21 protein-coding genes are annotated in these 21,586 nt (G+C 65.4%); 10 read left to right on the forward strand and 11 right to left on the reverse strand.

What is annotated here, in order from left to right:
• Positions 1-28: 28 nt before the first annotated feature.
• Genes W930_RS0112365 through W930_RS0112390 form a run of 6 tightly spaced genes read left to right on the forward strand, consistent with a single transcriptional unit; the run spans position 29 to position 4,441 of the window.
• Entirely contained in the window at positions 29-889 is an 861-nt protein-coding gene (locus tag W930_RS0112365; RefSeq protein WP_023873041.1) for a transporter substrate-binding domain-containing protein, read from the forward strand.
• 29 nt (positions 890-918) lie between these two features.
• Positions 919-1,590, forward strand: a complete 672-nt coding sequence (locus W930_RS0112370) for an amino acid ABC transporter permease (protein WP_036641394.1) — start codon at positions 919-921, stop codon at positions 1,588-1,590.
• On the forward strand, positions 1,580-2,242 hold the full coding sequence (locus tag W930_RS0112375) for an amino acid ABC transporter permease (protein ID WP_023873044.1): 663 nt from the start codon (positions 1,580-1,582) through the stop codon (positions 2,240-2,242). Before W930_RS0112370 ends, W930_RS0112375 begins: the two co-directional genes overlap by 11 nt.
• A 33-nt stretch (positions 2,243-2,275) precedes the next feature.
• Positions 2,276-3,235, forward strand: a complete 960-nt coding sequence (locus tag W930_RS0112380) for an agmatinase (protein ID WP_023873045.1) — start codon at positions 2,276-2,278, stop codon at positions 3,233-3,235.
• A gap of 14 nt (positions 3,236-3,249) precedes the next feature.
• Entirely contained in the window at positions 3,250-3,978 is a 729-nt protein-coding gene (locus W930_RS0112385; protein ID WP_023873047.1) for an amino acid ABC transporter ATP-binding protein, read from the forward strand.
• 49 nt (positions 3,979-4,027) lie between these two features.
• Positions 4,028-4,441 (forward strand): RidA family protein, encoded by a 414-nt coding sequence (locus W930_RS0112390; protein ID WP_023597657.1) that lies wholly within the window; start codon positions 4,028-4,030, stop codon positions 4,439-4,441.
• Between the two features lie 76 nt (positions 4,442-4,517).
• On the opposite strand, the gene W930_RS0112395 is transcribed toward W930_RS0112390, so the two are convergent.
• The 5 genes from W930_RS0112395 to W930_RS0112415 form a co-directional block, all read right to left on the reverse strand.
• Positions 4,518-5,108 (reverse strand): hypothetical protein, encoded by a 591-nt coding sequence (locus tag W930_RS0112395; RefSeq protein ID WP_025249861.1) that lies wholly within the window; start codon positions 5,106-5,108, stop codon positions 4,518-4,520.
• Between the two features lie 265 nt (positions 5,109-5,373).
• Positions 5,374-5,709 carry a DUF6587 family protein gene (locus W930_RS30100; RefSeq protein WP_145929423.1) on the reverse strand — a complete coding sequence of 112 codons (336 nt, stop codon included), beginning with the start codon at positions 5,707-5,709 and terminating at the stop codon, positions 5,374-5,376.
• A gap of 17 nt (positions 5,710-5,726) precedes the next feature.
• Positions 5,727-7,589 carry a ferrous iron transporter B gene (locus W930_RS0112405; protein WP_023873050.1) on the reverse strand — a complete coding sequence of 621 codons (1,863 nt, stop codon included), beginning with the start codon at positions 7,587-7,589 and terminating at the stop codon, positions 5,727-5,729.
• Positions 7,590-7,594: 5 nt separating this feature from the next.
• Positions 7,595-7,831, reverse strand: coding sequence for a FeoA family protein (locus W930_RS0112410; protein ID WP_023597653.1), 237 nt, complete (start codon positions 7,829-7,831; stop codon positions 7,595-7,597).
• Positions 7,832-8,034: 203 nt separating this feature from the next.
• On the reverse strand, positions 8,035-8,769 hold the full coding sequence (locus W930_RS0112415; protein WP_023597652.1) for a hypothetical protein: 735 nt from the start codon (positions 8,767-8,769) through the stop codon (positions 8,035-8,037).
• A 238-nt stretch (positions 8,770-9,007) separates the two neighbouring features.
• On the opposite strand from W930_RS0112415, the gene W930_RS0112420 reads away from it, so the two are divergent.
• Both W930_RS0112420 and W930_RS0112425 read left to right on the forward strand, forming a co-directional pair.
• A complete protein-coding gene (locus W930_RS0112420; RefSeq protein WP_023597651.1) occupies positions 9,008-10,327 on the forward strand; it encodes an MFS transporter in 1,320 nt (439 codons plus the stop codon).
• 139 nt (positions 10,328-10,466) lie between these two features.
• Positions 10,467-11,450 (forward strand): M14 family metallopeptidase, encoded by a 984-nt coding sequence (locus W930_RS0112425; RefSeq protein WP_023597650.1) that lies wholly within the window; start codon positions 10,467-10,469, stop codon positions 11,448-11,450.
• Between the two features lie 119 nt (positions 11,451-11,569).
• On the opposite strand, the gene W930_RS30675 is transcribed toward W930_RS0112425, so the two are convergent.
• From W930_RS30675 to W930_RS0112440, 3 genes are all read right to left on the reverse strand, one after another.
• Entirely contained in the window at positions 11,570-13,018 is a 1,449-nt protein-coding gene (locus tag W930_RS30675; protein WP_023873051.1) for a GntP family permease, read from the reverse strand.
• Positions 13,019-14,137: a patatin-like phospholipase family protein gene (locus tag W930_RS30680; RefSeq protein WP_024788502.1), complete on the reverse strand. Its 1,119-nt coding sequence runs from the start codon at positions 14,135-14,137 to the stop codon at positions 13,019-13,021.
• Between the two features lie 112 nt (positions 14,138-14,249).
• Entirely contained in the window at positions 14,250-14,672 is a 423-nt protein-coding gene (locus W930_RS0112440; protein ID WP_023873053.1) for a helix-turn-helix domain-containing protein, read from the reverse strand.
• A gap of 169 nt (positions 14,673-14,841) precedes the next feature.
• Here W930_RS0112440 and W930_RS0112445 point away from each other — a divergent pair, with 169 nt between their 5' ends.
• A complete protein-coding gene (locus W930_RS0112445; protein WP_023873054.1) occupies positions 14,842-15,843 on the forward strand; it encodes an LLM class flavin-dependent oxidoreductase in 1,002 nt (333 codons plus the stop codon).
• 45 nt (positions 15,844-15,888) lie between these two features.
• On the opposite strand, the gene W930_RS0112450 is transcribed toward W930_RS0112445, so the two are convergent.
• Both W930_RS0112450 and W930_RS0112455 read right to left on the reverse strand, forming a co-directional pair.
• Positions 15,889-17,157: an FAD-binding oxidoreductase gene (locus tag W930_RS0112450; protein ID WP_023873055.1), complete on the reverse strand. Its 1,269-nt coding sequence runs from the start codon at positions 17,155-17,157 to the stop codon at positions 15,889-15,891.
• Positions 17,158-17,241: 84 nt separating this feature from the next.
• A complete protein-coding gene (locus tag W930_RS0112455; protein WP_023873056.1) occupies positions 17,242-18,075 on the reverse strand; it encodes an aldo/keto reductase in 834 nt (277 codons plus the stop codon).
• A gap of 579 nt (positions 18,076-18,654) precedes the next feature.
• On the opposite strand from W930_RS0112455, the gene W930_RS0112460 reads away from it, so the two are divergent.
• A complete protein-coding gene (locus W930_RS0112460) occupies positions 18,655-19,227 on the forward strand; it encodes a cytochrome b (protein ID WP_023873058.1) in 573 nt (190 codons plus the stop codon).
• A gap of 161 nt (positions 19,228-19,388) precedes the next feature.
• Here W930_RS0112460 and W930_RS0112465 read toward each other — a convergent pair whose 3' ends face one another.
• Positions 19,389-21,479 carry a TonB-dependent receptor domain-containing protein gene (locus W930_RS0112465; protein ID WP_023873059.1) on the reverse strand — a complete coding sequence of 697 codons (2,091 nt, stop codon included), beginning with the start codon at positions 21,477-21,479 and terminating at the stop codon, positions 19,389-19,391.
• Positions 21,480-21,586: the final 107 nt, after the last annotated feature.

The following is a 21,586-nucleotide window of genomic DNA, read 5'->3' on the forward strand; positions in this document are numbered from 1 at the left end:
TCGAAACCCACTCCACGCGAGGCAAGCGATGAAGACCTGCTCCAGACGATCCTTTGTAAAGGCGACGCTCGTATCGGGCGCCGCACTGGCCCTCCCGGCCGTTTCCTCGCTGGCGTTCGCCGAAGGCGGCACGCTCGCCGACATCAAGAAGCGCGGCAAGCTCGTCGTGGGAACCGAGGCGGCCTACGAGCCGTTCGAATTCGTGGAAAACGGGCAGGTGGTGGGTTACGGACATGACGTGCTCGAGCTGATGGCCGCCAAACTCGGCGTTCGGCTCGAACAGATGAACCTCCCGTTCCAGGGGTTGCTGCCGGGCCTCATGTCCCACAAGTTCGACTTCGTGGCCACGAGTGTGGGTATCACCCCCGAGCGCGCCAAGCGTTTTGCGTTCAGCCAGCCGGTCGGCGTGGTGCGCTCGGTGCTGATGGTGCGGGCGGACGACGCGGCCATCAAGCAGGACATGGACATCGCGGGCAAGACCATCGGCACGCAGATGGGCTCGTCGTCGCAGCCGGTGGCCGATGAATTCGAGAAGGAACTCAAGGCGAAGACGGGCAAGGGCTATGCTGGTACGCGCCTGTTCCAGGCCTATCCGGACGTGTCGAACGCGTTGGCGAACAAGACCATCGATGTCGCGCTCATGCCCTCGAACATCGCGGCCGTCCAGATGCGTCGGCAGCCCAAAGTCTTTCGCATCGCGGGAACGATCGGGCAGCCCAAGCTGCTTGCGTGGGTCGCCAATCCGAACGATCTCGAGATCCGCAAGTTCATCAACGATTCGCTCGACGAATTCCGTGCGAGCGGCAAACTCGCTGCACTGCAGACGAAGTGGTTCGGTGCACCGATGGAGACGCCGCACGACAACTATCTGCCGCAGGGGGCGATTTGACAGCGGCGGCGCTGCTCGAGGGGCTCGGCATGGGCAGCATGGCAGGCGTGATGGCGCCGTTCCTGGAAGGCGTCGTATCGGGCACGGCGATCACGCTCGCGGCGTCAGCCGCGGCATTCGCGATCGGCCTGGCGCTCGGGATCGTGCTGCTGCTCATGCGCATCTCGTCCATCGCGGCGCTGCGTGCCGTGGTGGTGCTGTGGGTGAGTCTGATCCGCGGCACGCCGGCGCTGATTCACATGCTGATCGCCTACTACATGGTGCCGGCGCTGTTCGATATCTCGATCTCGCCGATCACGGCCGGCATTGCGGCGCTCGCGTGCAACACGAGCGCATACATCGTCGAGATCCTGCGCGGCGCGCTCGGCACGCTCTCGCACGGGCAGCGTGCGGCGGCGTACGCGATGGGCATGCGCGCCACGCAGGTCTGGCGCCACGTGCTGCTGCCGCAGGTCATCTACCGTGCCATTCCGCCGCTCACCAGCGAGTTCACGATCCTGCTCAAGGCGTCGTCGCTGATGTCGATCATCGCCGTGCCCGAGCTGGCAACCGTGGCCCGCAACGCCACCTTGCAGACCGACATGCCGCTACAGGTGTTCGCGATTACCGCCGCGGTGTATTTCATTGCGCTGTTCTGCATATCGGCCGCCTCGCGCGCATGCGAGCGCCGAGTCTCGAGGATGCTGCCCCATGGCCATTGATTTTTCCATCGTGAGGGAAGCGGTCCCGGTGCTGCTCGAAGGACTGCGCGTGACGGCGCTCGTGAGCGTCATCGGCATTCCGCTGGGGATCCTGATCGGCATCGTTGCCGCGTATTCGGCGCAGTCGCGCACGATCCTGCGTCCCATCGCGCTGGGCTACGTCGAACTCGTGCGCAATATCCCGTACCTGATCCTCGTCTACCTGTCGTTCTTCGGTCTGCCGAAACTGGGCGTGAGCGCGTCGGCCATGGCCGTGGCGGTGGGCTGCACGGCGTTCTACACCGGCGGATATTTCTGCGAAATCCTTCGCGCGGCGTTGAGAAGCGTGGCGCGAGGGCAGACGCACGCGGCGCTCTCGCTCGGCATGACCTATTGGCAGACGCAGCGGCATGTCGTCGCGCCGCAGCTGTTCGGCTTTCTGATTCCGCCGACGACCAGCCTGGTGATCATGATGTTCAAGGATTCAGCGATCTTCTCGGTCATGAGCCTGCCGGAGATGACCTACCAGAGCAATCTGCTCACTGCAAACACATTCGCCTACGTCGAAGTGCTCGGCACGACGGCGTTGATCTACTGGGCCAGCAGTGTCTTGCTGGCCGGCGTGGGACGGCGGCTCGAAAACGTGGTCGGGCGACGTACCCGGCACGTATGACGACCGCTCGGACTTTCACCAAAGGACACTGACATGACGACTTATACCGTGGCACCCCGAACCGGCCATCCGACACTGCTGTACTCGGAGCTCGATCTGGATATCGACAACCTGAGGGCCGACATTGCCGTGCTGGGCATGCCATATGGCGCGCCCTACGCGGCGTCGGACTTCAGCAACGATCAGACCAACGCGCCGTCGGCCATCCGCCAGGCGACGGATCGCGTGGTGCGCCGCCCGGGGCACTACGACTTCGACATCGACGGCCCGCTGCTGCAGGGGCGCACCGATATTCGGTTCGTGGACTGCGGCGACATCATTCCCGACCTGACGCAGCCCGGCGAGCACTACGCGCGTGCCGAGGCGGCGGTGCGCCGGATCGCGGCCGGTGGCGCCATGCCGATCGTGCTGGGCGGCGATCACGGCATCACCACACCCGTACTGCGAGGGCTCGATCAGAAGGGGCCGATCACGCTCGTGCACATCGACGCGCATCTGGACTGGCGCGACGAAGTCAATGGTGTGCGCGAGGGACTGTCGAGCCCGATCCGGCGCGCTTCGGAGATGGCGCACGTCGCAAGCATCGTGCAGATCGGTCTGCGCGCCCAGGGAAGCGGTCGTCCGGAGGAGCTTGTCGCGGCGCGCGCTTACGGTGCACAGATCGTGACCGCATACGAGTTGCACGACATCGGCATGGACGCCGTGTTGGCGCGCATTCCCGACGGCGGCAATTACTACCTCACCATCGACGCCGACGGTCTCGATCCGTCGACCATGCCCGCCGTGGCCGGCCCCGCGCCGGGCGGCGTGACGTTCGTGCAGGCGCGCAAGCTGATTCACGGGCTCGTGCGCAAGGGGCGGGTCGTGGGGATGGATATCGTGGAGATTCAGCCTGCCAAGGACGACGCGAACCAGATCTCCTGCATCACCGCAGGCCGACTGATTCTCAATCTCATTGGTGCGTCGATTCGCGCGGGGCACTTCGACAAATGAGCAGCGCGCAACCCATCATCGAGATACGCGACGTCGACAAGTGGTACGGCACCCATCACGTGCTCAAGCAGTGTTCCACGCAGGTCGCGAAAGGCGAGATCGTCGTGGTGTGCGGGCCGTCCGGGTCGGGCAAGTCGACGCTGATCAAGACCGTCAATGCGCTGGAGCCCATCCAGAAGGGCGACATCGTCGTGGCGGGCACGTCGCTCATGGCAGCGTCCACGAATCTGCCGAAGCTGCGCCGCAAGGTGGGCATGGTCTTTCAGCATTTCGAGTTGTTCCCGCACCTGGACATCACGCGCAATCTCACGCTGGCCCAGCAGATCGTGCTCGGCAGGGAGGCCGCAACCGCCCGCGACAAGGCGCGGGCGCTGCTCGACCGCGTCGGCCTGTCGGCACATGCCCACAAGTATCCGGGGCAGCTCTCGGGGGGCCAGCAGCAACGCGTGGCGATTGCGCGGGCGCTGTCGATGGATCCGATGGCGATGCTCTTCGACGAACCGACCTCGGCGCTCGACCCGGAGATGGTCAACGAAGTGCTGGACGTGATGGTGGAACTCGCCCGCGAGGGCATGACGATGATGGTCGTCACGCACGAGATGGGCTTTGCCCGCCGCGTGGCGAATCGGGTCGTGTTCATGGAGGACGGCGCCATCGTCGAAGACAGTCCGACCGACAGCTTCTTCAACGACGCGGCGAGTCCCGCCGCCAAACGTTTCCTTTCCAGGATTCTCGCGCACTGAACCGCAGCGCGCGACATATGACGTTCAACCGATAACCTGACGAGACACCATGACGCACACCCGAATTCGCAAGTTCAATACCCGTGACACCTATCCCGAGCAAAACCTCGACAACGACCTTTGCCAGGCCGTCATCGCCGGCAACACGATCTATCTGCGCGGACAGATCGGCCAGGACCTCGATACCCGCGAGTCGGTCGGCATCGGCGATGTCACCGCGCAAACGGAAAAGGCAATGGCGAACGTCGCCATGCTGCTCGACGAGTGCGGCAGCCGGCTCGCCGACATCTGCAAGGTCACGGTCTATATCGTGGACCCGCGCTATCGCGAGGCGGTCTACAACGTCATGGGGCGCTGGCTCAAGGGCGTTTTCCCGGTGTCGACGGGCATCGTCGTGCAGGCCCTGGCGCGGCCGGAATGGCTCGTCGAGATCGATGTGACGGCTGTGAAGCCGACGGCCTGAGCCCGGTCGTAATACATGGTGCGTAATGCGTAATGCGTAATGCGTTGTGTGTCACACGCTGCGCGCGGGCCGGTGTTCAGAACCGTCGTTTGACGTACACGGTGGCGCCGATGGCGCGTTGGCCGAGCAGCGGTATGCGCGCGGTCGCGGAGACAGTCCAGGCGTCGGTTTTGAGTGCCAGGCCCCGCTTCGGGTCGGACCCCAGCTTGTCGTCGGCGTTGTTCCATTGCACGAACGACAGTGTTGGCGACGAGGATGGGCCGATGAAAAGATAATGCTGCGCCGTTTGCGTGGCCGTGGTTTCGTTCGGCGAGCCGATCCAGTCGGCGAGGTGGTTGTCGTGGGCCGCGATGACACCGTTGACCGCTTCGATGCGCGTGTAGAGCAGCGCGCTGTCGTCGGCGAAGCGGGTCGCGTCGACACGCTCGCCACGGGCGGCGATGTCTTCGCCGGCGCGCCCGAACGGATAGACCGTGACGGGCACGGGCGGCACCACGGCGACGGAGACCGGCGCGGGTGGGGCGGGGACGTGGATCGGCAGGGGCGCCGGGCCAAGATTGGCCAGCATCATCTGTTCGGATGACCCCGGGGTGGCGCCATCAGCGATCGCCACGCTGCTCAGCGTGGCAACGCAAGCGCCTATCATCCATTTGTTCAGGCACGTCATGGACATGCCTCCCATAAAGGAATGGCAACGCTAAGTCGCTGGCCCCACTTTGACTGCGCATGACGCGCTTCGCATTACAAACTTTCTGAAATCCCTGCACCGTCTTGTGCGGTGTTTGCGCGCCGTATGCATTTAGGAAGTGTAGTCAGACATTTGCGTCCCGCCACCCTTATTTGCACCGAGTGTGATCGGGCGCAAATGCGCGCTCGCGCACAGGCCCGCCGGACCGGGCCCGGCGGACGTTCCATGGCGCGCGCTCTCGGGTTTATCCTGAGGGCGGCCGATGGCGCACCGAATTCGCGGCTCGCTCGGCCTTCGCCCATCCTGCCATGTCGCGATGCACCGTGACCGTGACCGTGGACGTCCGTTCCGGCGTGGCGCATTGCGACGTGGAGCAACCGCCGCAACCGCTCGCGCATCCGGAGGCGGGCGTGGAGACCTGCCGCCTCCTGCGCGGCACGGGCACGCCTCGTCGCGCCAAGGCGTCGAAAAGTCGACGGCCGACCGCCCGGGTCTGACGCGGCAACAGATGCCGCAGCACCGACAACGCACTGGCCACGACAATCACGGCGACCACGACATATTGAACGGCAGGGGACATGGTGGCGGCTCCTTGTCTCAGATCAGCCAAAGCGCCAGGCGATACGTGGCGAACGACACGATATAGGCCAGGCCGAACATGTAGCCGAACGAAATCATCACGTAGCGCCAGGACTGCGTTTCCCGGCGGATCATCGCGAGCGTCGACATGCACTGTGGCGCGAAGGCGAACCATGCGAGCAGCGACAGTGCCGTGGCCACCGAAACGTTGGACGACAGCGCGCTCGCCAGTCCGGCCGCGTCCTCGGCGCCGCCGGCGACCGCGTAGACCGTCGCGAGCGCGGTCACCGCCGTCTCGCGGGCCGCGAAGGCGGGAACGAGGGAGAGGCTGATCTGCCAGTTGAAGCCCAGCGGCGCGAAGATGACCTGAAGCGCCCGGCCGATGTATCCCGCGAACGAGTAGTCGATGGCAGGTCCGATGGCGCCCGCCGGCGGCGACGGGAACGTCGAGAGGAACCACATGAGGACCGTGAGCGCGAGGATCACCCCGGTCAGGCGCCGCACGAAGATCCAGCCGCGCTCCCAGAGACCCAGTGCCAGATTGCGGACCTTCGGCATGCGATACGACGGCAGTTCCATGAGCAGTGCCGGCTGCGAGCGTGCACCGCGCAAGCGTCGGGCGATCCATCCCACGGCCATCGCCCCGAGGATGCCCGCGGCGTACATCGCGAAGAGCACCAGCCCCGGCAGCTTGAAGACGCCCAGCACGGGCCGGTCGGGAATGAACGCGCCAATGAGCAGCGCGTATACCGGCAGACGCGCCGAACAGGTCATCAGTGGCGCGACAAGGATCGTGGTGATTCGTTGACGAGGATCGGCGATGCTGCGCGTGCCCATGATGCCGGGAATCGCGCACGCGAAACTCGACAGCAGGGGAATGAAGGAGCGGCCGGTCAGGCCGACCTTGACCATCATCCGATCGAGCAGGAAGGCTGCGCGTGGCAGATAGCCCGATTCCTCCAGCACGAGGATGAAGAAGAACAGCACCAGAATCTCGGGCAGGAAGCCGAGTACCGTGCCCAGGCCACCGAAGAGGCCGTCGACGACCAGACTTCGCAGCGGACCGTCGGACAGCCCGGCGCCGACCTGCTCGCCCAGCCAGCCGAAGCCGTCGCCGATGGCATCCGTCATGGGTTTGCCGATGAAGTACACCGCCTGGAATATCAGGAACATCACGGCAGTGAGCACGATCATGCCGAACACCGGATGCAGCGCGATGCGGTCCAGGCGTTCGTCGACGCTATCGGTCATCGCGGGCGCACTCACCGACGACGCCATGATCCGACGGACTTCGGCGTGAAGATCGCGGCCCGCGAGATCGGTCGTTGCAACGCGGCTTGCGCTTGCGTCGCCCGTACCGCCATCTCGGGTGAAGTCGTCGAGCGCCTCGATCAGCGCGCCTACGCCGGTGCGGACAATCGCCACCGTTTCCACGACGGGAATGCCCAACTCGCCCGAGAGCGCGGCCACATCGATTTCGATGCCGCGTCGACGGGCGGCGTCCATCATGTTCAGGGCCAGTACGGTGGGGCGACCCAGCGCCAGCACTTCGAGCACGAAGCGCAAATGCAGGCGCAGGTTCGTGGCGTCGACCACGCACACGATCACCTCGGGAACCGCTTCGCCCGGATAGGCGCCGTGCAGGACGTCGTGCGTGACCTTCTCGTCGAGACTGGTGGCCGAGAGGCTGTAGGTGCCGGGCAGGTCGAGCACGCGGACCGTCGTGCCCGCGGGCGAGACGAACGCGCCTTCCTTGCGCTCGACGGTGACGCCGGCATAGTTGGCGACCTTCTGGCGCGCGCCGGTCAGGCGATTGAAGAGTGCGGTCTTGCCGCAGTTGGGGTTGCCGACGAGGGCGATGCTGAGCGTGGTCGATGGCATGCGGTTCACCCCAGCCGGACCTGAACGCGCGCCGCTTCGTCGCGGCGCAGTGCGAAGCGCGTCGCGCCGACCTGCACGACCATCGGGTTGCCGCCCCAAGGCGCCAGCGCAACCACGCGCACCGGTTCGCCGGCCACGAAACCCAACTCGCGCAAGCGATGCGCGATGGCATCGGGTTGCATCTGATCGACGACCGAATCCACGGTCGCGGTACTGCCCTTCTTCAACGCCGACAACTGCATGATACGGATATAACGCGAACGATAATTATTCGCAGTATAAGCAGGGTCGGTCGAATTCCGAAGGGCGGGATAGGGGATGGGCGGCGAGCATATTCATGCGCGGCGCACCGGACCTCAATGCGGTCGGGGCGTTCGGGGCGGTAGGGGGCGTGACATCGCCTTCGCCTGCGGCCATATGCCGCACCCGAACCCGCCCTGGCGCATCATTGCCCTGCCAGCGCCTTCGGTAATGCGTAGCGGGCGCCGTCGTATTCAAGGGTGACGTTTGCGCCTCTCGAGGTGCGCTCCTTGCTCGCGCAGTCGTTGCGAGTCGGCTTGTTCGTGGTGGTGGTGGTCTTTTCGCTGACGACGAGGCTGGCGTAGCCATCCTTTCCCGGCGCGCCGACGGAAACGATGCGCGAGGTGTCGGTGAAGCTTCCCGCGCAGTTGCCGTCCCATTCGCCGCCGCTCGACTGCGTGGCCAGCCCGTCGACGACCTTGCGCAGCGTGGCGCCGTCGACGACATACAGGCTGAGCGTCGTTTGCGAGAAGGGATTCACGCGCGACGATCCTTCAAGCGTCGTGCGTGTGCCAAACGCAGTGACTTGAGGTGTCAGGCGCCACGCTGCCGTATCGAGCGCGAGTCCGCGCAGCACGATGGCATCCGACGTGATGGCGGCCTTCTCGAAACGATGCGCGACGATCTTGCCGCTCTGGCTATCGGCGACGAGCACTTCCACGTCATAGACCCGGTCCTCGTCGGTGCCGCCGGGTTGCGGCAAGGGGAGCACGGCGAGCGTCCAGGCGGGGTTCGCGGGCCAGACCTTGCAGGTGGCGAAGTCGGTGTCGAGCGTGCGGCCGGGCTGGAGCGTCTTCGCCCAACCGGTCAGGCGATCCTTGCAATCGGCATGGGCGAGCAACGGCAGGCACAACAGGGCGGCGGCGAGGGCGTGGCGCATAAGTGTCGGGAAAATGGCCGGAGTGAACGTGCATTCATTCTACCGATGGGCTTCGGTTCGAGGCGCGGCCCCATCGCTCCAATCAGCACTTCTGCGTGCCGAAACGGCACGGAGCCAGAATTTCTGCCGCCTACACTCCGCTTCCTGAGACTGGCAGGGGGTCCGGGGCGCGCATCGAGTGCGTGCCGCGCGACCGCCAGACATTTCCAACGCCAGCAGTAATCCAGAGGAGCAGGGCATGACAGGCAACACCCAACCCCACAACCCGTGGCGCGAGATCTGCGCCGCGAGCATCGGCAACGCACTCGAGTTCTACGATCTGCTGATCTACGGCTACTTCGCCATCGTGATCGGTCAGTTGTTCTTCCCGGCGCACGATGCCACGACGTCGCTGCTGCTGGCCGTCGGCACTTTCGGTATCTCGTTCGTCACCCGCCCGCTCGGCTCGATCATTCTCGGCAGCTACGCCGACCGCGCCGGCCGCAAGGCGTCGCTCACCGTGTCCATCGGCCTGATGATGCTAGGCACCGCCATGATCGCGTTCGCACCGACCTATGAGCAGATCGGCATTGCCTCGCCGCTCATGATCATCGTCGCGCGCATGCTGCAGGGATTTTCCACGGGCGGTGAGTTCGGCGCCGCCACAGCTTTCATGGTCGAGCACGCCGACGCCAAGCGGCGCGGCTTTTTCGCGAGCTGGCAGATGTCCACCCAGGGTCTCGCCACGGTGCTCGCAGCCGGAGTCTCCGCGCTGCTGAGCCTGCTGTTGAGCGCCGACCAATTGAGCGCGTGGGGCTGGCGCGTCGCGTTTGCCGTCGGTCTGCTCATCGGTCCGGTCGGTCTCTACATCCGCCGCAACATCGACGAGACCGCCGACTTCAAGAAGCTGGGCGAGAAGCAACGCGAGACGTCGCCGCTGCGCGAGGTCTTCGGCCGCGACCGCGCGAACATGCTGCTCGGCGCCGGCGTCGTGGCCGCCGCCACGGCGTTCAACTACGTTCACAAGCTTTACATGCCGACGTACGCGGTCAAGCAACTGCACATTCCGGCCACGTCGTCGTTCATCGGCGCCGTGGTCACCGGCGTGATGCTGATGATCGCCGCGCCCGTGGTCGGACACCTCTCGGATCGCTTCGGCCGCATTCGCGTGATGCTCTGGGCCCTGATCCTCGTGGGCGCGACGACCTACCCGTTGTTCGTGTTGCTCAACAAGTACCCCACGTTCCAGACGCTGCTCATGGTGCAGGCGCTGGTCGGTCTGCTCATCGCCGTGAGTCTCGCGCCGCTGCCGGCACTGCTCGCCGACATCTTCCCGACGAGTACGCGCGGCACCGGCCTCGCCCTGTCGTACAACTTCTCGGTGACGCTCTTCGGTGGCTTCGCGCCGCTCATCGTGACCTGGCTGATCGACGCCACCCACAACAAGCTCGCGCCGAGCTTCTACGTGATGGCCACTGCCGTACTGAGCATCGCCGCCGTGATCTCGCTGGGTCGCCGCGTTCGGGCGGGCAAGATCGCGGGCGTCACGCACGGCGGTGCGCGCGCCTCGAAAGCCTGATCGCCCGCGGACGATCCTGCACGAGGCCAGTCCAGGCACCAGGATTTCACCGCGGTTCTGTTTCCCGCCGCAAAGACGACGTGCGCCGTTCTCACGGTAACGTCGTCGTCTTTTTCGGCACCCTTGCGGAGCACTACTCATGACCACGCTCGAAGCGATTCGCGCCGCCCTGCCGGCGTACCCCATCGAAGTCCCGTTCCCGGATATCGCCCGCTGGCGCGAAGGCAACACCGGCGTCGACTACCTGCACACGTTCGACAGCGGCAAGCCCGGCAAGCACGTGATGATTCTCGCCCTCACGCATGGCAACGAAGTGAGCGGCGCCATCGCTGTCGACACGCTGCTCGCCGCCGGACTGCGTCCCACCTCGGGCCGCCTGTCGCTGGGCTTCGGCAACGTCGGCGCCTATGAGCAGTTCAGTGCGGAGAATGCCGATGCCACGCGCTTTCTCGACGAGGACATGAATCGCGTATGGACGCCCTCGACGCTCGACGGCGAGCGCCAGAGCCGCGAGCTGACGCGCGCGCGCGCGATGCGTCCGTTCATCGACACGGTGGATCTGCTGCTCGACATCCACTCGATGCACGAAGCGTCGGCGCCGCTGATGATGACCGGCCCGCTGGAAAAGGCCGTTGCACTCGCGGCCGAACTCGGCACGCCCGAACACGTCATCATCGACAAGGGCCACGCGAACGGCACGCGTATGCGCGACTACGGCGGCTTCGGCGACGCGGCCAGCCCGAAGAACGCCCTGCTCATCGAGACGGGACAGCATTTCGCCGCAAGCGCGCGCGACGTGGCGCTCGACAGCGCCGCGCGCTTCCTGCTGCATGCGGGCGTGGTCGCGCAGGCCGACGTCGCACGGTTCCTGACGCAGACGCCGCCCGCCCGGCAGAAGTTCGTCGAGATTACGCAGCCGGTCGTGGCCCGTTCGATGGATTTCCGCTTCTCGCAACCGTTCACGGGACTGGAAGTCATCGAGAAGGCGGGCACCGAGATCGCCCGCGACGGCGACGAGGTCATCGTCACGCCTTACGACAACTGCGTTATCGTGCAGCCGTCGATGCGCCACCTTGGCGTGAATGTCACGATGATGCGTTTGGGTCGCCTGCTCGATCGTTGATCGACGCGGGACGTTGCCGCCGACGCGGTCGGCGGCCCCGGACACGAGAGCACGGGCCGGCGGATCGCAAGATCGACGGCCTGTGCGGCTTCCGGGGCAGGGCGCACGGGCGCGGCGCGCTAGAAGGTGCCGACCAGCGAGCCGACGACGATGACGGCCACGAGCGCAATCAGCGCGCTGACGATACTCGCCATGACGATGTCGAGATAGCTCTCCCGATGCGTGCTGCCGCACACGGCGAGCAGGGTCACGACGGCGCCGTTGTGCGGCAGGCTATCGAGCGTGCCCGATGCGATCACCGCCACACGGTGCATCAGTGCCGGATCGATGCCGTGCTGCGCGGCGAGGCTCACGTAGGCGGGGCCGAGTGCGTCGAGCGCGATGGTCAGGCCGCCCGAGGCCGAGCCGGTGATGGCCGCGAGCAGATTCGCGGACAGGGCCAGCGAGACGAGCGGTCCGCCGTCGATCGACAACACCCAGTCACGCACGACTTCGAAGCCCGGCAGGGCCGCGATCACACCGCCATAACCCACGAGACTGGCCGTACACATGATCGGCAGAACCGACGCGTTGGCGCCGGCGTCCATGGTCTTGCGCAGGGCGGGCAGGCGCCGCCATTGCAGCGCGATGAGCACGACGATCGCGCTGGCCAGCGCGATGCATACGCCCCACACGCCCGCCACGCTTTGCAGCGTCATGCCGCCCCATCTCGGTTCGGCAAGAGAACTCGCGTCGAGCCGGGGGAAGACGATCACGTTCATCACGAAGTTGCCACCGATCACGACGAGCAGCGGCAACGCGGCCGTGAGAATGCCCGGCAACTCACTGCTGCGATGACCTTGTTCGATTTCCGCCGGATCGAATTCCCGCGCGACGCTGGCGCGCTCGCGAACGACTGTCGGGTCGGCGGCCTTGTCCCAGACTTCGTGCTCCGCGTAACCATGTCCGGCGCGGCGCGCCTGCGCCTCGCGCCACGACAGCCACCACAGTCCCGCCCCGAGCATGATGGCGGAGGCCATCAGCCCGAGGCCCGGAGCGGCGAACGGCGTGGTGCCGAAAAAGGGCATGGGAATGGCGTTCTGGATGGACGGCGTGCCGGGCAGGGCGGACATCGTGAAGGTTGAAGTCCCCAGCGCGATCGCGGCCGGCATCAGGCGCACGGGGATGTCCGCTTCGCGAAACAGTGCGTGCGCCATCGGTGCGAGCACGAAAAACGCCACGAACAGGCTGACGCCGCCGTAGGTGACGAGCGCGCCGCCAAGCACCACCGCGAACATCGCCCGGCGTGCGCGGAGTTTGTCGGTGAGAAACGCGGCGATCGCACGCACCGATCCGCTGTCTTCCATCAGCTTGCCGAACAGCGCGCCGAGCAGGAACAGCGGGAAGAACTGCGCGACGAAGCGCGCGGCGTTCTGCATGAAGGTGTGTGTCCAGTGCGCAAGCATCGGCTCGCCGGAAAGCGCGGCGGCGAGCATGGCGGCCGCGGGGGCGAGCAACAGCACGCTCCAGCCGCGGTATGCCAGCCAGACGAGCAGCCCAAGACCGATCAGGATGCCGGCAAGCTCCATTCAGATCGTCTCCTGAAGCGGGTCGAGATCGAACGACGCGCGCCGACCGAGATCGGCACCATGCGTTCGCAGGAAGTGCTCGGCGCAGCGTCGGCCCTCGTCGCGCAGCATCGCGAGGAAATCCCATTCGGCCGAGAGCTTCGATGAGTAGCCCAGCGTGGTCATCATGTCGCTGGCGATGCGGTGCATGCGCATCTGCGCCCAGCGCCGGCCTTCGCTGCTGCCCGCGTCCACGACCTGGCGCAGCACCGAGATCATGCGCAACTCCTTGAGGAGCGTGGCGTTGAACGAGACTTCGTTGACGCGGTTGAGGATCTCGCGGGCCGAACGGGGAACTTCCGTGCGTTCCACCGGATTGACCTGCACGAGAATCGTGTCGCACGACGACGTTTCACGAATCAGCGGCGTGATCGTCGGATTGCCCGCGTAACCACCGTCCCAATAGGGTTCGCCGTCGATCTCGATGGCGTGGTACAGCATGGGCAGGCAAGCCGATGCCAGCAACACGTCCGCCGTCATCTCGGCATTTCGGAAGACACGACCGCGCCCGGTTCTCACATTGGTCGCGGTGATGAACAATTGGATCGGGCAGGCAGCGATGCCGTCGAAGTCGATGTGATCGGCGAGCAGGCGCCGCAGCGGGTTGAATTCGAGCGGGGCGAGGTCGTACGGCGAGACGACCCGTGCGGCCAGATCGAAGAACATGAAGAACGGGGAGTTATCGAGCGACCACCGCCCGAGCACGATGTCGAGCGGCGTGCGGCGCAAGGGACTGAATCGCCCCGCATGCGCGACGTCACGCCAGAATTGCTCGAGCGCGCTACGTGCGCCCTCCGGGCCGCCATGCGCGTAACCGGTAGCGAGCACCGCCGCGTTCATGGCACCCGCGGATGTGCCCGAGATGCCTTCGATGTGAAACGGGCCGCCGCTGGCCATGGCTTCGAGCAGCCGGTCCAGTACGCCCCATGTGAAAGCGCCATGGGCGCCGCCCCCTTGCAGCGCAAGATCGACGGGCAGGGTGCCGGGCGCGGCCCGACTGGCGGTGGCAGGGGCGTCGCCAGCCGTACGACTGGCAGCACTGGCACGTGGCCGGCGTGGATTGCGTTGAGTGCGTGGCATGATCCCTCGGCGATGCGACGCGGCACCGGCAGGGGCCGGCCGCGGGGGGCGTTACGAGAGTAAGGTTGCAGGCGGTACGCAGGTTGCGCTGCAACATAACCACTGTCTCAGATTAGGAAGAAATCGGCAACCGTGCCGAGCGATCGCCGCGATTCTCCTGATCGGCGGTCTGTGACGGCTTGCCTCGTCGCAGGCTCAGTTGAGCGAGCACGTCGGCGTGCTTGTTGCCCCAGCGGTAAAGCATTTCGATCGGTTCGATGAACAACTCTCCTAGCGGCGTGAGCGAATACTCGACCTTGGGGGGCACCACGGCGTAGACCTCGCGGTGAATCAGCCCGTCGCGCTCGAGTTCGCGCAGCGTCTGCGTGAGCATCTTCTTGGAAATGCCGGGCAACCGACGCAGCAATTCGCCGGTGCGGGTGGTGCCGCACTGCAACGCGTAGAGGACCATGCTCGTCCACTTCACGCTGAAGAGTTCCAGCACGCGGCGCGGCACGCAGGTTTCTTCGAAGACGAACGGCTCGGGTTTGTTCATGGTAACCAAATGGTGACTATCTAACGAAAAGGTGCCTACTGGGGGTTTCGATCCTTCGTCACTATACTTTGTGGCGACAGTGCGCGTCACCCGGGAGTGTCGTTCCGGCCGCCCGACGGACTGCCGGAGGATCGCCCCGGACATGACGCGCAGACCAATGGAGAACCCCATGAGCAGTTTGTCGAAGACGGCCATCTCGATGCTGGATCTGGTGCCGGTGCGCGCCGGTGGCACGGTGGCCGAGGCCCTGAAGCAATCCACGGAGCTCGCGCAGCACGTCGAGCGTCTCGGCTTCACGCGTTTCTGGCTGGCCGAGCACCACAACATGGACGGTATTGCGAGTTCCGCGACCGCGCTGCTGATCGGGCACATAGCGGACAAGACGTCGCGCATTCGTGTCGGGTCGGGGGGTGTGATGCTGCCGAATCACCCGCCGCTCGTCGTGGCAGAGAATTTCGGCACGCTGGCCGCGTTGTATCCCGGGCGTATCGATCTGGGACTGGGGCGCGCTCCTGGCGCGGATCAGGCGACGATGCGTGCATTGCGCCGAGACCGGCTGTCCAATGGCGACGACTTCCCTGAACAGGTTGCCGAGCTGCGCGCGTTGCTGGCGCCGGCCCAACCCGGTCAGCGGCTGGTGGCGACGCCGGGCGCGGGCAGCGACATTCCGGTCTGGCTGCTGGGCTCGTCGCTGTTTTCGGCCCAGCTTGCCGCCCATCTGGGCTTGCCCTACGCCTTTGCGTCGCATTTCGCGCCGCGGTTCCTGTTCGATGCGATACGTCTTTACCGCGAGCTTTTCCGGCCATCGGTCGTCCTCGACAAGCCGTACGTGATGGTCGGCGTGCCGGTCGTGGCCGCGCCGACCGACGAGGAAGCGAGGTTCCTCGCCACGTCGTCGCAGCAGAAGATTCTTGCGCTGATGCGCGGTCAGAGCCTGAAGCTCCAGCCGCCGGTAACCGACATGGACGAGCGCTGGGACCCGGCCGAGCAGCATTCGGTGGAAGCCTTCCTCGGGGTGGCGGTGGTTGGCGGGCCCGAGCGCGTGAAGGCGGGGTTGTCGGATCTCGTCGAGCGCACGCAGGCCGACGAGCTGATGCTCGTGACCGACATCTACGACCCCGCACTGCGGCTGCGTTCGTGCGATATCGTGGCCGCCGTCTGCAAGGACTGACATCGCGCGAGTCCGGGGAGGGGCCGGGGCTCCGGGCGCTGCCGACTATCGGAAGCGACCGATGGAGAACGGGGAAAGGTCGATGTCAGGACGTTCGCCCGACACCAGGGCGGCGATCGTGCGACCCGTCGATGCCGCCGCGGTCAGACCCACATGTCCGTGTCCGAAGGCATAGAATGCGTTCGGCACTTTCGATGCGGCGCCGACGACCGGCAGCGAGTCGGGCGTGCTCGGCCGGAATCCCTGCCAACGCGCCCCGTCGACCGATTGCGAAGGCTTGGCGCCCGCCACGGCGCCGGGGAACATCTTGTGCAACTGACCGAGCAGCAGGTCGGCGCGTCGCCAGTTCGGCGGCGCCTGCAGTCCCGCTAATTCGACCGTTCCTGCGCCGCGAAGCCGCCCGTTCATCGGTGTGGCGAACAACTTTCCCTCGGCCCACATGACCGGGCGCGAGGGCATCGTCTGCGGCGACGCGATCTCCACGTGGTAGCCGCGCTCCGTGTCGAAGACGATGCTGTCCCCCAACTGCCGTGCGAACGGCGCGGACCATGCGCCCGCGGCCACGACGACCGCGCCTGCCGCCTCGCGCCCCGCGTCCGAATGCACGGCAACGGCGTGTGCGCCGTTAGTCTCGATCGCCGTCGCGCTGGCGTCGACGACGCGTCCCCCGCGCGCGATCACCTGCGCTGTCAACCGCGCCAGCAAGGCACCGGGGTCCAGCGTATGTCCGGTCTCGCCGATATATCGGGCACCGACGAATTCATGCGAAAGCGTTGGCTCGAACTCGCGCAGCGCCGCGGCATCGAGGGTTTCAATGTGCACGCCGTTCTCGCGGCGCAGGGCCATGCTCCCCTCGTCGCCGCGCATGCCGCGCTCGCTCGAATAGGCGATCAGATAACCGCGTCGCGTGACGAGATCGTTGGCCTGTGCATCGTCGAGCAACGGCTGGTAGGCGTCGAGCGCCGGGCCAAGCAGTGCCCGAAGTGCGCGGGCCTGCGCCGAGACGCGGGCAGGCTGACTCGCCGCCACGAAGCGCATCAGCCAGGGGACCATGCGAGGCAGATAGGACCAACGCAACACGAGCGGGCCGTCCGGTTGCATCAGCCACCCCGGCACCTGCCAAAGCACGCCTGGCATGGCAATCGGCACGACCGAGGACCCATTGATGCAGCCAGCGTTGCCCAACGAGGCCGCCTGGCGTGCGGACTGGCGATCGACGATCACCACGGCATGCCCGGCGCGTTGTAGATAGGCGGCGGTACATACGCCGACCAGACCGCCCCCGATGACGACGACGGGACGTGAATCGTTCATGAAGCCGTCCTGCGGAATTCGAAAGCGCCTAGTGTACTGTGTTGCGCGCGTGTGACCGAGCGCCTTCAAAATTCCCGGATGGCCTCAGATCATCTCCAGCGGACGCTTGCGTGAGGGCGCCTCGAAATGATGGTCGAGCAACGCCAGCTCCTGTTCGGTGAGCACGATATCGTGAGCGGCGCGATTGGCCCGCACGTGCGCCTCCGTGCCCGCCTTCGGAATGGCGATGACGCCTGGGCGGCTCAGCACCCAGGCCAACGCGATCTGCAGCGGTTCGACGTGACGGGCTTTGGCGATGTCGCCGAGCACGCCTTTGGTCGGCAATCGTCCCTGCTCGATGGGAGAGTAGGCCATCATCGGCAAACCGTGCTCCGCGAGCCACGGCGCAAGATCGTATTCGGGGCCGCGTCGAGACAGGTTGTAGAGCACCTGATCGGTGGCGCATGCATTGCCACCGGGCGTGGCAAACAGTTCGTCCATGTCGTCGGTGTCGAGATTGCTTACGCCCCAGTGGCGGATCTTGCCGGCCTCGCGCAGTGCCTCGAAGCCGGCGATGGTTTCCTCGAACGGTTCGCCGCCGCGCCAATGCAGCAGATAAAGGTCGAGCCGATCGGTGCGAAGGCGCTTCAGGCTGCGTTCGCACGCAGCGACCACGCCGCGTCGCGATGCATTGTGGGGATACACCTTGCTCACCAGGAAGACCTGATCGCGAAGGCCGTCGAGCGCCTCGCCGACAAGCGTTTCCGTCGCACCCTCGCCATACATTTCTGCGGTATCGACGAGCGTCATGCCGAGCGATACGCCAAGACGCAACGCCGCGATTTCCTCGCGACGCCGCTCCGCTTTCTCGCCCATCATCCACGTGCCCTGACCGAGCACCGGCACGGTGTCGCCTTGGGGAAAAGAGATGCTTCGCATGATGTGTCCTCCTGGATTTTTGCTTCCATTATCGGCCCCCGAGTCGAGCGATGACCAGCGAAGTGAGGGCTTCGCGCAACACTTCGCGGCATGCGCCTACCTTTCGGGACAGATTCGTCCTGGTCATGGATCGGACAGGCCCGCTATTGCGTTCGTACGGCGATTCTCTCGGATAGTTCACAGGCCTTTGCGAATGCCCTCGCGTTAAGCTGGATCGACCGATGCGCATGGCGAATGTTGCTCTGCAGCGAGACGGCTCAGTGACGGCGCATGCCGTGTGCATCGGCCCGGCGACGACGGCTGGTGTGCCATCGATTGCGTCGTGGACAAAAAAGAAGCCCCGAGCGGGGCTTCAAGGCCGACCCGGCGTGCATCGGCCAAGGAGGTTTGGCGAAGGCGGCTTGAGGGACGGGGAGCGGGCGTGCACCGTATTGTCGATACGGGACAAAGGCGGTGGGGAAGGAGGAGTCCGAATATCGAATGGAAACTTGGAGTAACAAATGTGACAGTTTGCGACCTTTTCGCGTAACAGAACGCGAGGGATAATGAGGCGCCCCATCACAAAACAGGAAGCTGTCAATGGATAACGCGATCAAGTTTCGTTCCCCCGGACCTTCGATGTCGCCTTCGGGACGCTACGCGCCGCCGGCGATCTTCTTTCACTGGGCGGTGGCGCTGCTGATCGTAGTGGCCTACGCAGCTGTCATCACAAAGGGGTATTTGCCCAAGGGCAGCGCACCGCGCGCGCTGTCGATGACGATCCACGAATGGGCCGGCCTGGCGGCGCTCACGCTGGCGGTGCCGCGTCTTCTGTGGCGGCTGATCAAAGGATCGCCGGGTGCGTTGCCGGGGCAGGCATGGGTGGTTCGCGCGTCGTCCTCGCTCGTGCATCTGCTGCTGTATCTGTTCATGTTCGCGCAGCCGGTGCTTGGCTATCTGGCGCTCAACGCGGGAGGCGACGTGCTCACGATTCCCGGACTGGATATTGCGTTGCCTCAATTTGTCGGGCAGGACGACGCGCTGCGCCGCTCGATCAAGGAGATTCACGAGACGATCGGCAGTGCGTTCTATTGGGTGATCGGGCTGCACGCGGCGGCTGCGCTGTGGCATCACTACTTCCGCCGGGACGATACGTTGCGCCGCATGCTCTGAGCGCTCGAATCGAGGGCCCGGGGGCGCGACGACCCGAGTGCGCCGTCGGCCGCCCGCACCTGGCGCCGCAGCGAAGGCGCCAGGTCCGGCATGAACCAGCGCGGCGCGTGACTGATGCGCCTCGCATCAAAACGGGCGAGATACCTGCCCGTCGATTGCGGTCAGAACGCGAACCGAACGCCCGCGAATACGCTGCGACCGTCTCCCGGATAGAAGACGGCGGTGTTGGCGGTGCGCGCGTCGGTCACCGTGCTGAAGTCGGTGACGTAGCGTTTGTCGGTCAGGTTGCGCGCGTCGACATAGAGGGTGACACCGCGCTGCACCAGATACGATGCCTGCAAGCCGATCAGCGTGTAAGCAGGCACGCGCAGGGTGTTGGCGTAATCGACCCATGCACCGGTCGGCACCCAATCGAGCGATGCGGCGACCTGGAAGCGGTTCGACAGGGCATAGCCGAGTGTCGTGCGCAACACATGGGTGGGAACACCGGCAATGCGATTGTTGCCGTATTGCGGATCGTCCCGGAAGCGGAAGTCGCTGTAGTTCCAGAGTTGTGACAGCGTGATGCGGTCTCCGGTGGCGGCGAGGTTCCTGAACAGGTCGACCGACGCGCCGATCTCCAGACCCTGGAGCACGGTCTTGTTGGCGTTGAAGGTCGACGCGGGAATGTCGGCGGACGTGGTGTACTGAAGCAACTGATCGCGCACCAGGGATCGATAGGCGGTGACATCCCATGCCACGCGATCGAGCTTGCCGCGGGTGCCGGCCTCGATCGTCCAGGCATGCTGCGAGGCGAGCGGTACGAAGCGCGAAGTGGCGCCGAACGTCTGCGACAGGTCGGTGAAGTCGGGGACGTCGGCACTGCGGGTGACGTCGACGAATGCCTGTACGTCCTTGCTGGGCTCCCAAAGCAAGCCGATCTTCGGATTCACTCCCGAATAGGCGGCGCTCGTCGACCGGTAGTTGGGGTCACCGGCCAGACCGCCGTAGTCGATGTATTGTCGTACGTCCCGAAAGGCCTTGGCGCCTACCATCAGGCCCAGCGTCGGCAGGAAGAACCACCGGTTCTCGAAGTAGGCCTCGTAGTTGTACGCGCTCTGACGGGCGTCGAGCGTCTGGGCGCCGCGATTGCCGTTCACGTTCGTGTATTGGTTGGCGCTGGTGTTGCCGCCGAAGAAGCGCGCGCCCACGATCAGGTCGTTACGCATGCCCGCGAGCGTGAGGTTGGCGGTGTAGCGAGGCGCCACGCCATACGTCCAGCCGTCCTGATCGATGACCTGGAAGATCGGGTGATAGAGGCTCTTGTGGATCACCCACGAAGCGACGTCGAGTTGGCCAGTCGCAAAGCGAACCGTCGTCAGGTTGCCCAGGCGTTCGGTGCGAGTGTTGCGTGCCTGATCGCCGGAGACGGCCGATGCGGCCGCCTTCGTCGGATGGTTCAGGGCATCGAACAGCGACAGCGTGCCCGGCAGCTTCTGGTCGACGAGGTAGGCGCCGAAGAAGAAGCGGGTCTCGACGCGCGGCGAGAACTTGTATCCGACGTTGGCGTTGATCTGGGCGTAGTTGCCCCTGTCATGATCGCGATAGCCGTCGGCGCGATTGACGGTCACGGTAGCGAGCGCATCGAGGGGGCCGAAGATGCGTGACATCTGCGCACTCGCACGTATGGTGCCGAAGCTGCCGCCATCGATGCGCAACTGGTTGGGCGCATCCGCCGTGTAGGCGGTGGGCGTGACGAAGTTGAGTGCGCCGCCCAGCGTGGTCGCACCGTAGGTCAGACCGTTGCCGCCCTTGTAGACCTCGGTCGAGCGCAGGCCCAGCGGATCGATCTGGTAGTAGTCGCCGCTGCCGTCCGCGGCGTTCGTCGGAATACCGTCCTGCAGGATCTCGAGTCCGCGAGCATGATAGCCGCGGGCGATCCCCGAGCCGCGAATCGAGACGCGTATCTCCTGCCCGTATCGATTCTGCACATAGACGCCCGGGCTGTGCTTGAGAATGTCGCGCAGATTGAAGGCGTAGGTGTTCTGGTACGAGTCGGCGTCGACGAAACCGACGGCGCCGACGGTCTGGAACAGATCGGCTTTTTGCAAGTCCACGCTCGGCGAAGTGAGCGATTCGGGCGGGGCGGTCACCACCGTCACGGGTAATGTGGCCTCGGGGCCGGTCGTCAGTGCGTGTGCTGCACCGCCCAGCGAGGCAAGGGCGAGTGCGATGGCCGTTTGCAACGGCTTCTGCGTCAGGGAACGCGACATGGAATTCTCTCTCTCGCGACCGCATCGGGCGGTCGCCTGATGTACGTGTACGGCCGCACGCGCATTGTGCGAAGTCTTGTGCAGTGCCGGGTGCGGGGGACGCACGG

The sequence above is a fragment of the Pandoraea sp. E26 genome, from assembly GCF_000681415.1.
Taxonomy (GTDB): Bacteria; Pseudomonadota; Gammaproteobacteria; order Burkholderiales; family Burkholderiaceae; genus Pandoraea; species Pandoraea pnomenusa.

Coding starts and splice junctions, on each gene's coding strand:
- W930_RS0112405 (WP_023873050.1), bottom strand. CDS start 7,589: ATGCCATCGACCACGCTCAGCATCGCCCTCGTCGGCAACCCCAACTGC.
- W930_RS0112420 (WP_023597651.1), top strand. CDS start 9,008: ATGACAGGCAACACCCAACCCCACAACCCGTGGCGCGAGATCTGCGCC.
- W930_RS0112375 (WP_023873044.1), top strand. CDS start 1,580: ATGGCCATTGATTTTTCCATCGTGAGGGAAGCGGTCCCGGTGCTGCTC.
- W930_RS0112410 (WP_023597653.1), bottom strand. CDS start 7,831: ATGCAGTTGTCGGCGTTGAAGAAGGGCAGTACCGCGACCGTGGATTCG.
- W930_RS0112370 (WP_036641394.1), top strand. CDS start 919: ATGGGCAGCATGGCAGGCGTGATGGCGCCGTTCCTGGAAGGCGTCGTA.
- W930_RS0112440 (WP_023873053.1), bottom strand. CDS start 14,672: ATGAACAAACCCGAGCCGTTCGTCTTCGAAGAAACCTGCGTGCCGCGC.
- W930_RS0112380 (WP_023873045.1), top strand. CDS start 2,276: ATGACGACTTATACCGTGGCACCCCGAACCGGCCATCCGACACTGCTG.
- W930_RS0112415 (WP_023597652.1), bottom strand. CDS start 8,769: ATGCGCCACGCCCTCGCCGCCGCCCTGTTGTGCCTGCCGTTGCTCGCC.
- W930_RS0112460 (WP_023873058.1), top strand. CDS start 18,655: ATGGATAACGCGATCAAGTTTCGTTCCCCCGGACCTTCGATGTCGCCT.
- W930_RS30680 (WP_024788502.1), bottom strand. CDS start 14,137: ATGCCACGCACTCAACGCAATCCACGCCGGCCACGTGCCAGTGCTGCC.
- W930_RS0112390 (WP_023597657.1), top strand. CDS start 4,028: ATGACGCACACCCGAATTCGCAAGTTCAATACCCGTGACACCTATCCC.
- W930_RS0112395 (WP_025249861.1), bottom strand. CDS start 5,108: ATGACGTGCCTGAACAAATGGATGATAGGCGCTTGCGTTGCCACGCTG.
- W930_RS30675 (WP_023873051.1), bottom strand. CDS start 13,018: ATGGAGCTTGCCGGCATCCTGATCGGTCTTGGGCTGCTCGTCTGGCTG.
- W930_RS0112465 (WP_023873059.1), bottom strand. CDS start 21,479: ATGTCGCGTTCCCTGACGCAGAAGCCGTTGCAAACGGCCATCGCACTC.
- W930_RS0112450 (WP_023873055.1), bottom strand. CDS start 17,157: ATGAACGATTCACGTCCCGTCGTCGTCATCGGGGGCGGTCTGGTCGGC.
- W930_RS0112445 (WP_023873054.1), top strand. CDS start 14,842: ATGAGCAGTTTGTCGAAGACGGCCATCTCGATGCTGGATCTGGTGCCG.
- W930_RS0112425 (WP_023597650.1), top strand. CDS start 10,467: ATGACCACGCTCGAAGCGATTCGCGCCGCCCTGCCGGCGTACCCCATC.
- W930_RS0112365 (WP_023873041.1), top strand. CDS start 29: ATGAAGACCTGCTCCAGACGATCCTTTGTAAAGGCGACGCTCGTATCG.
- W930_RS30100 (WP_145929423.1), bottom strand. CDS start 5,709: ATGTCCCCTGCCGTTCAATATGTCGTGGTCGCCGTGATTGTCGTGGCC.
- W930_RS0112455 (WP_023873056.1), bottom strand. CDS start 18,075: ATGCGAAGCATCTCTTTTCCCCAAGGCGACACCGTGCCGGTGCTCGGT.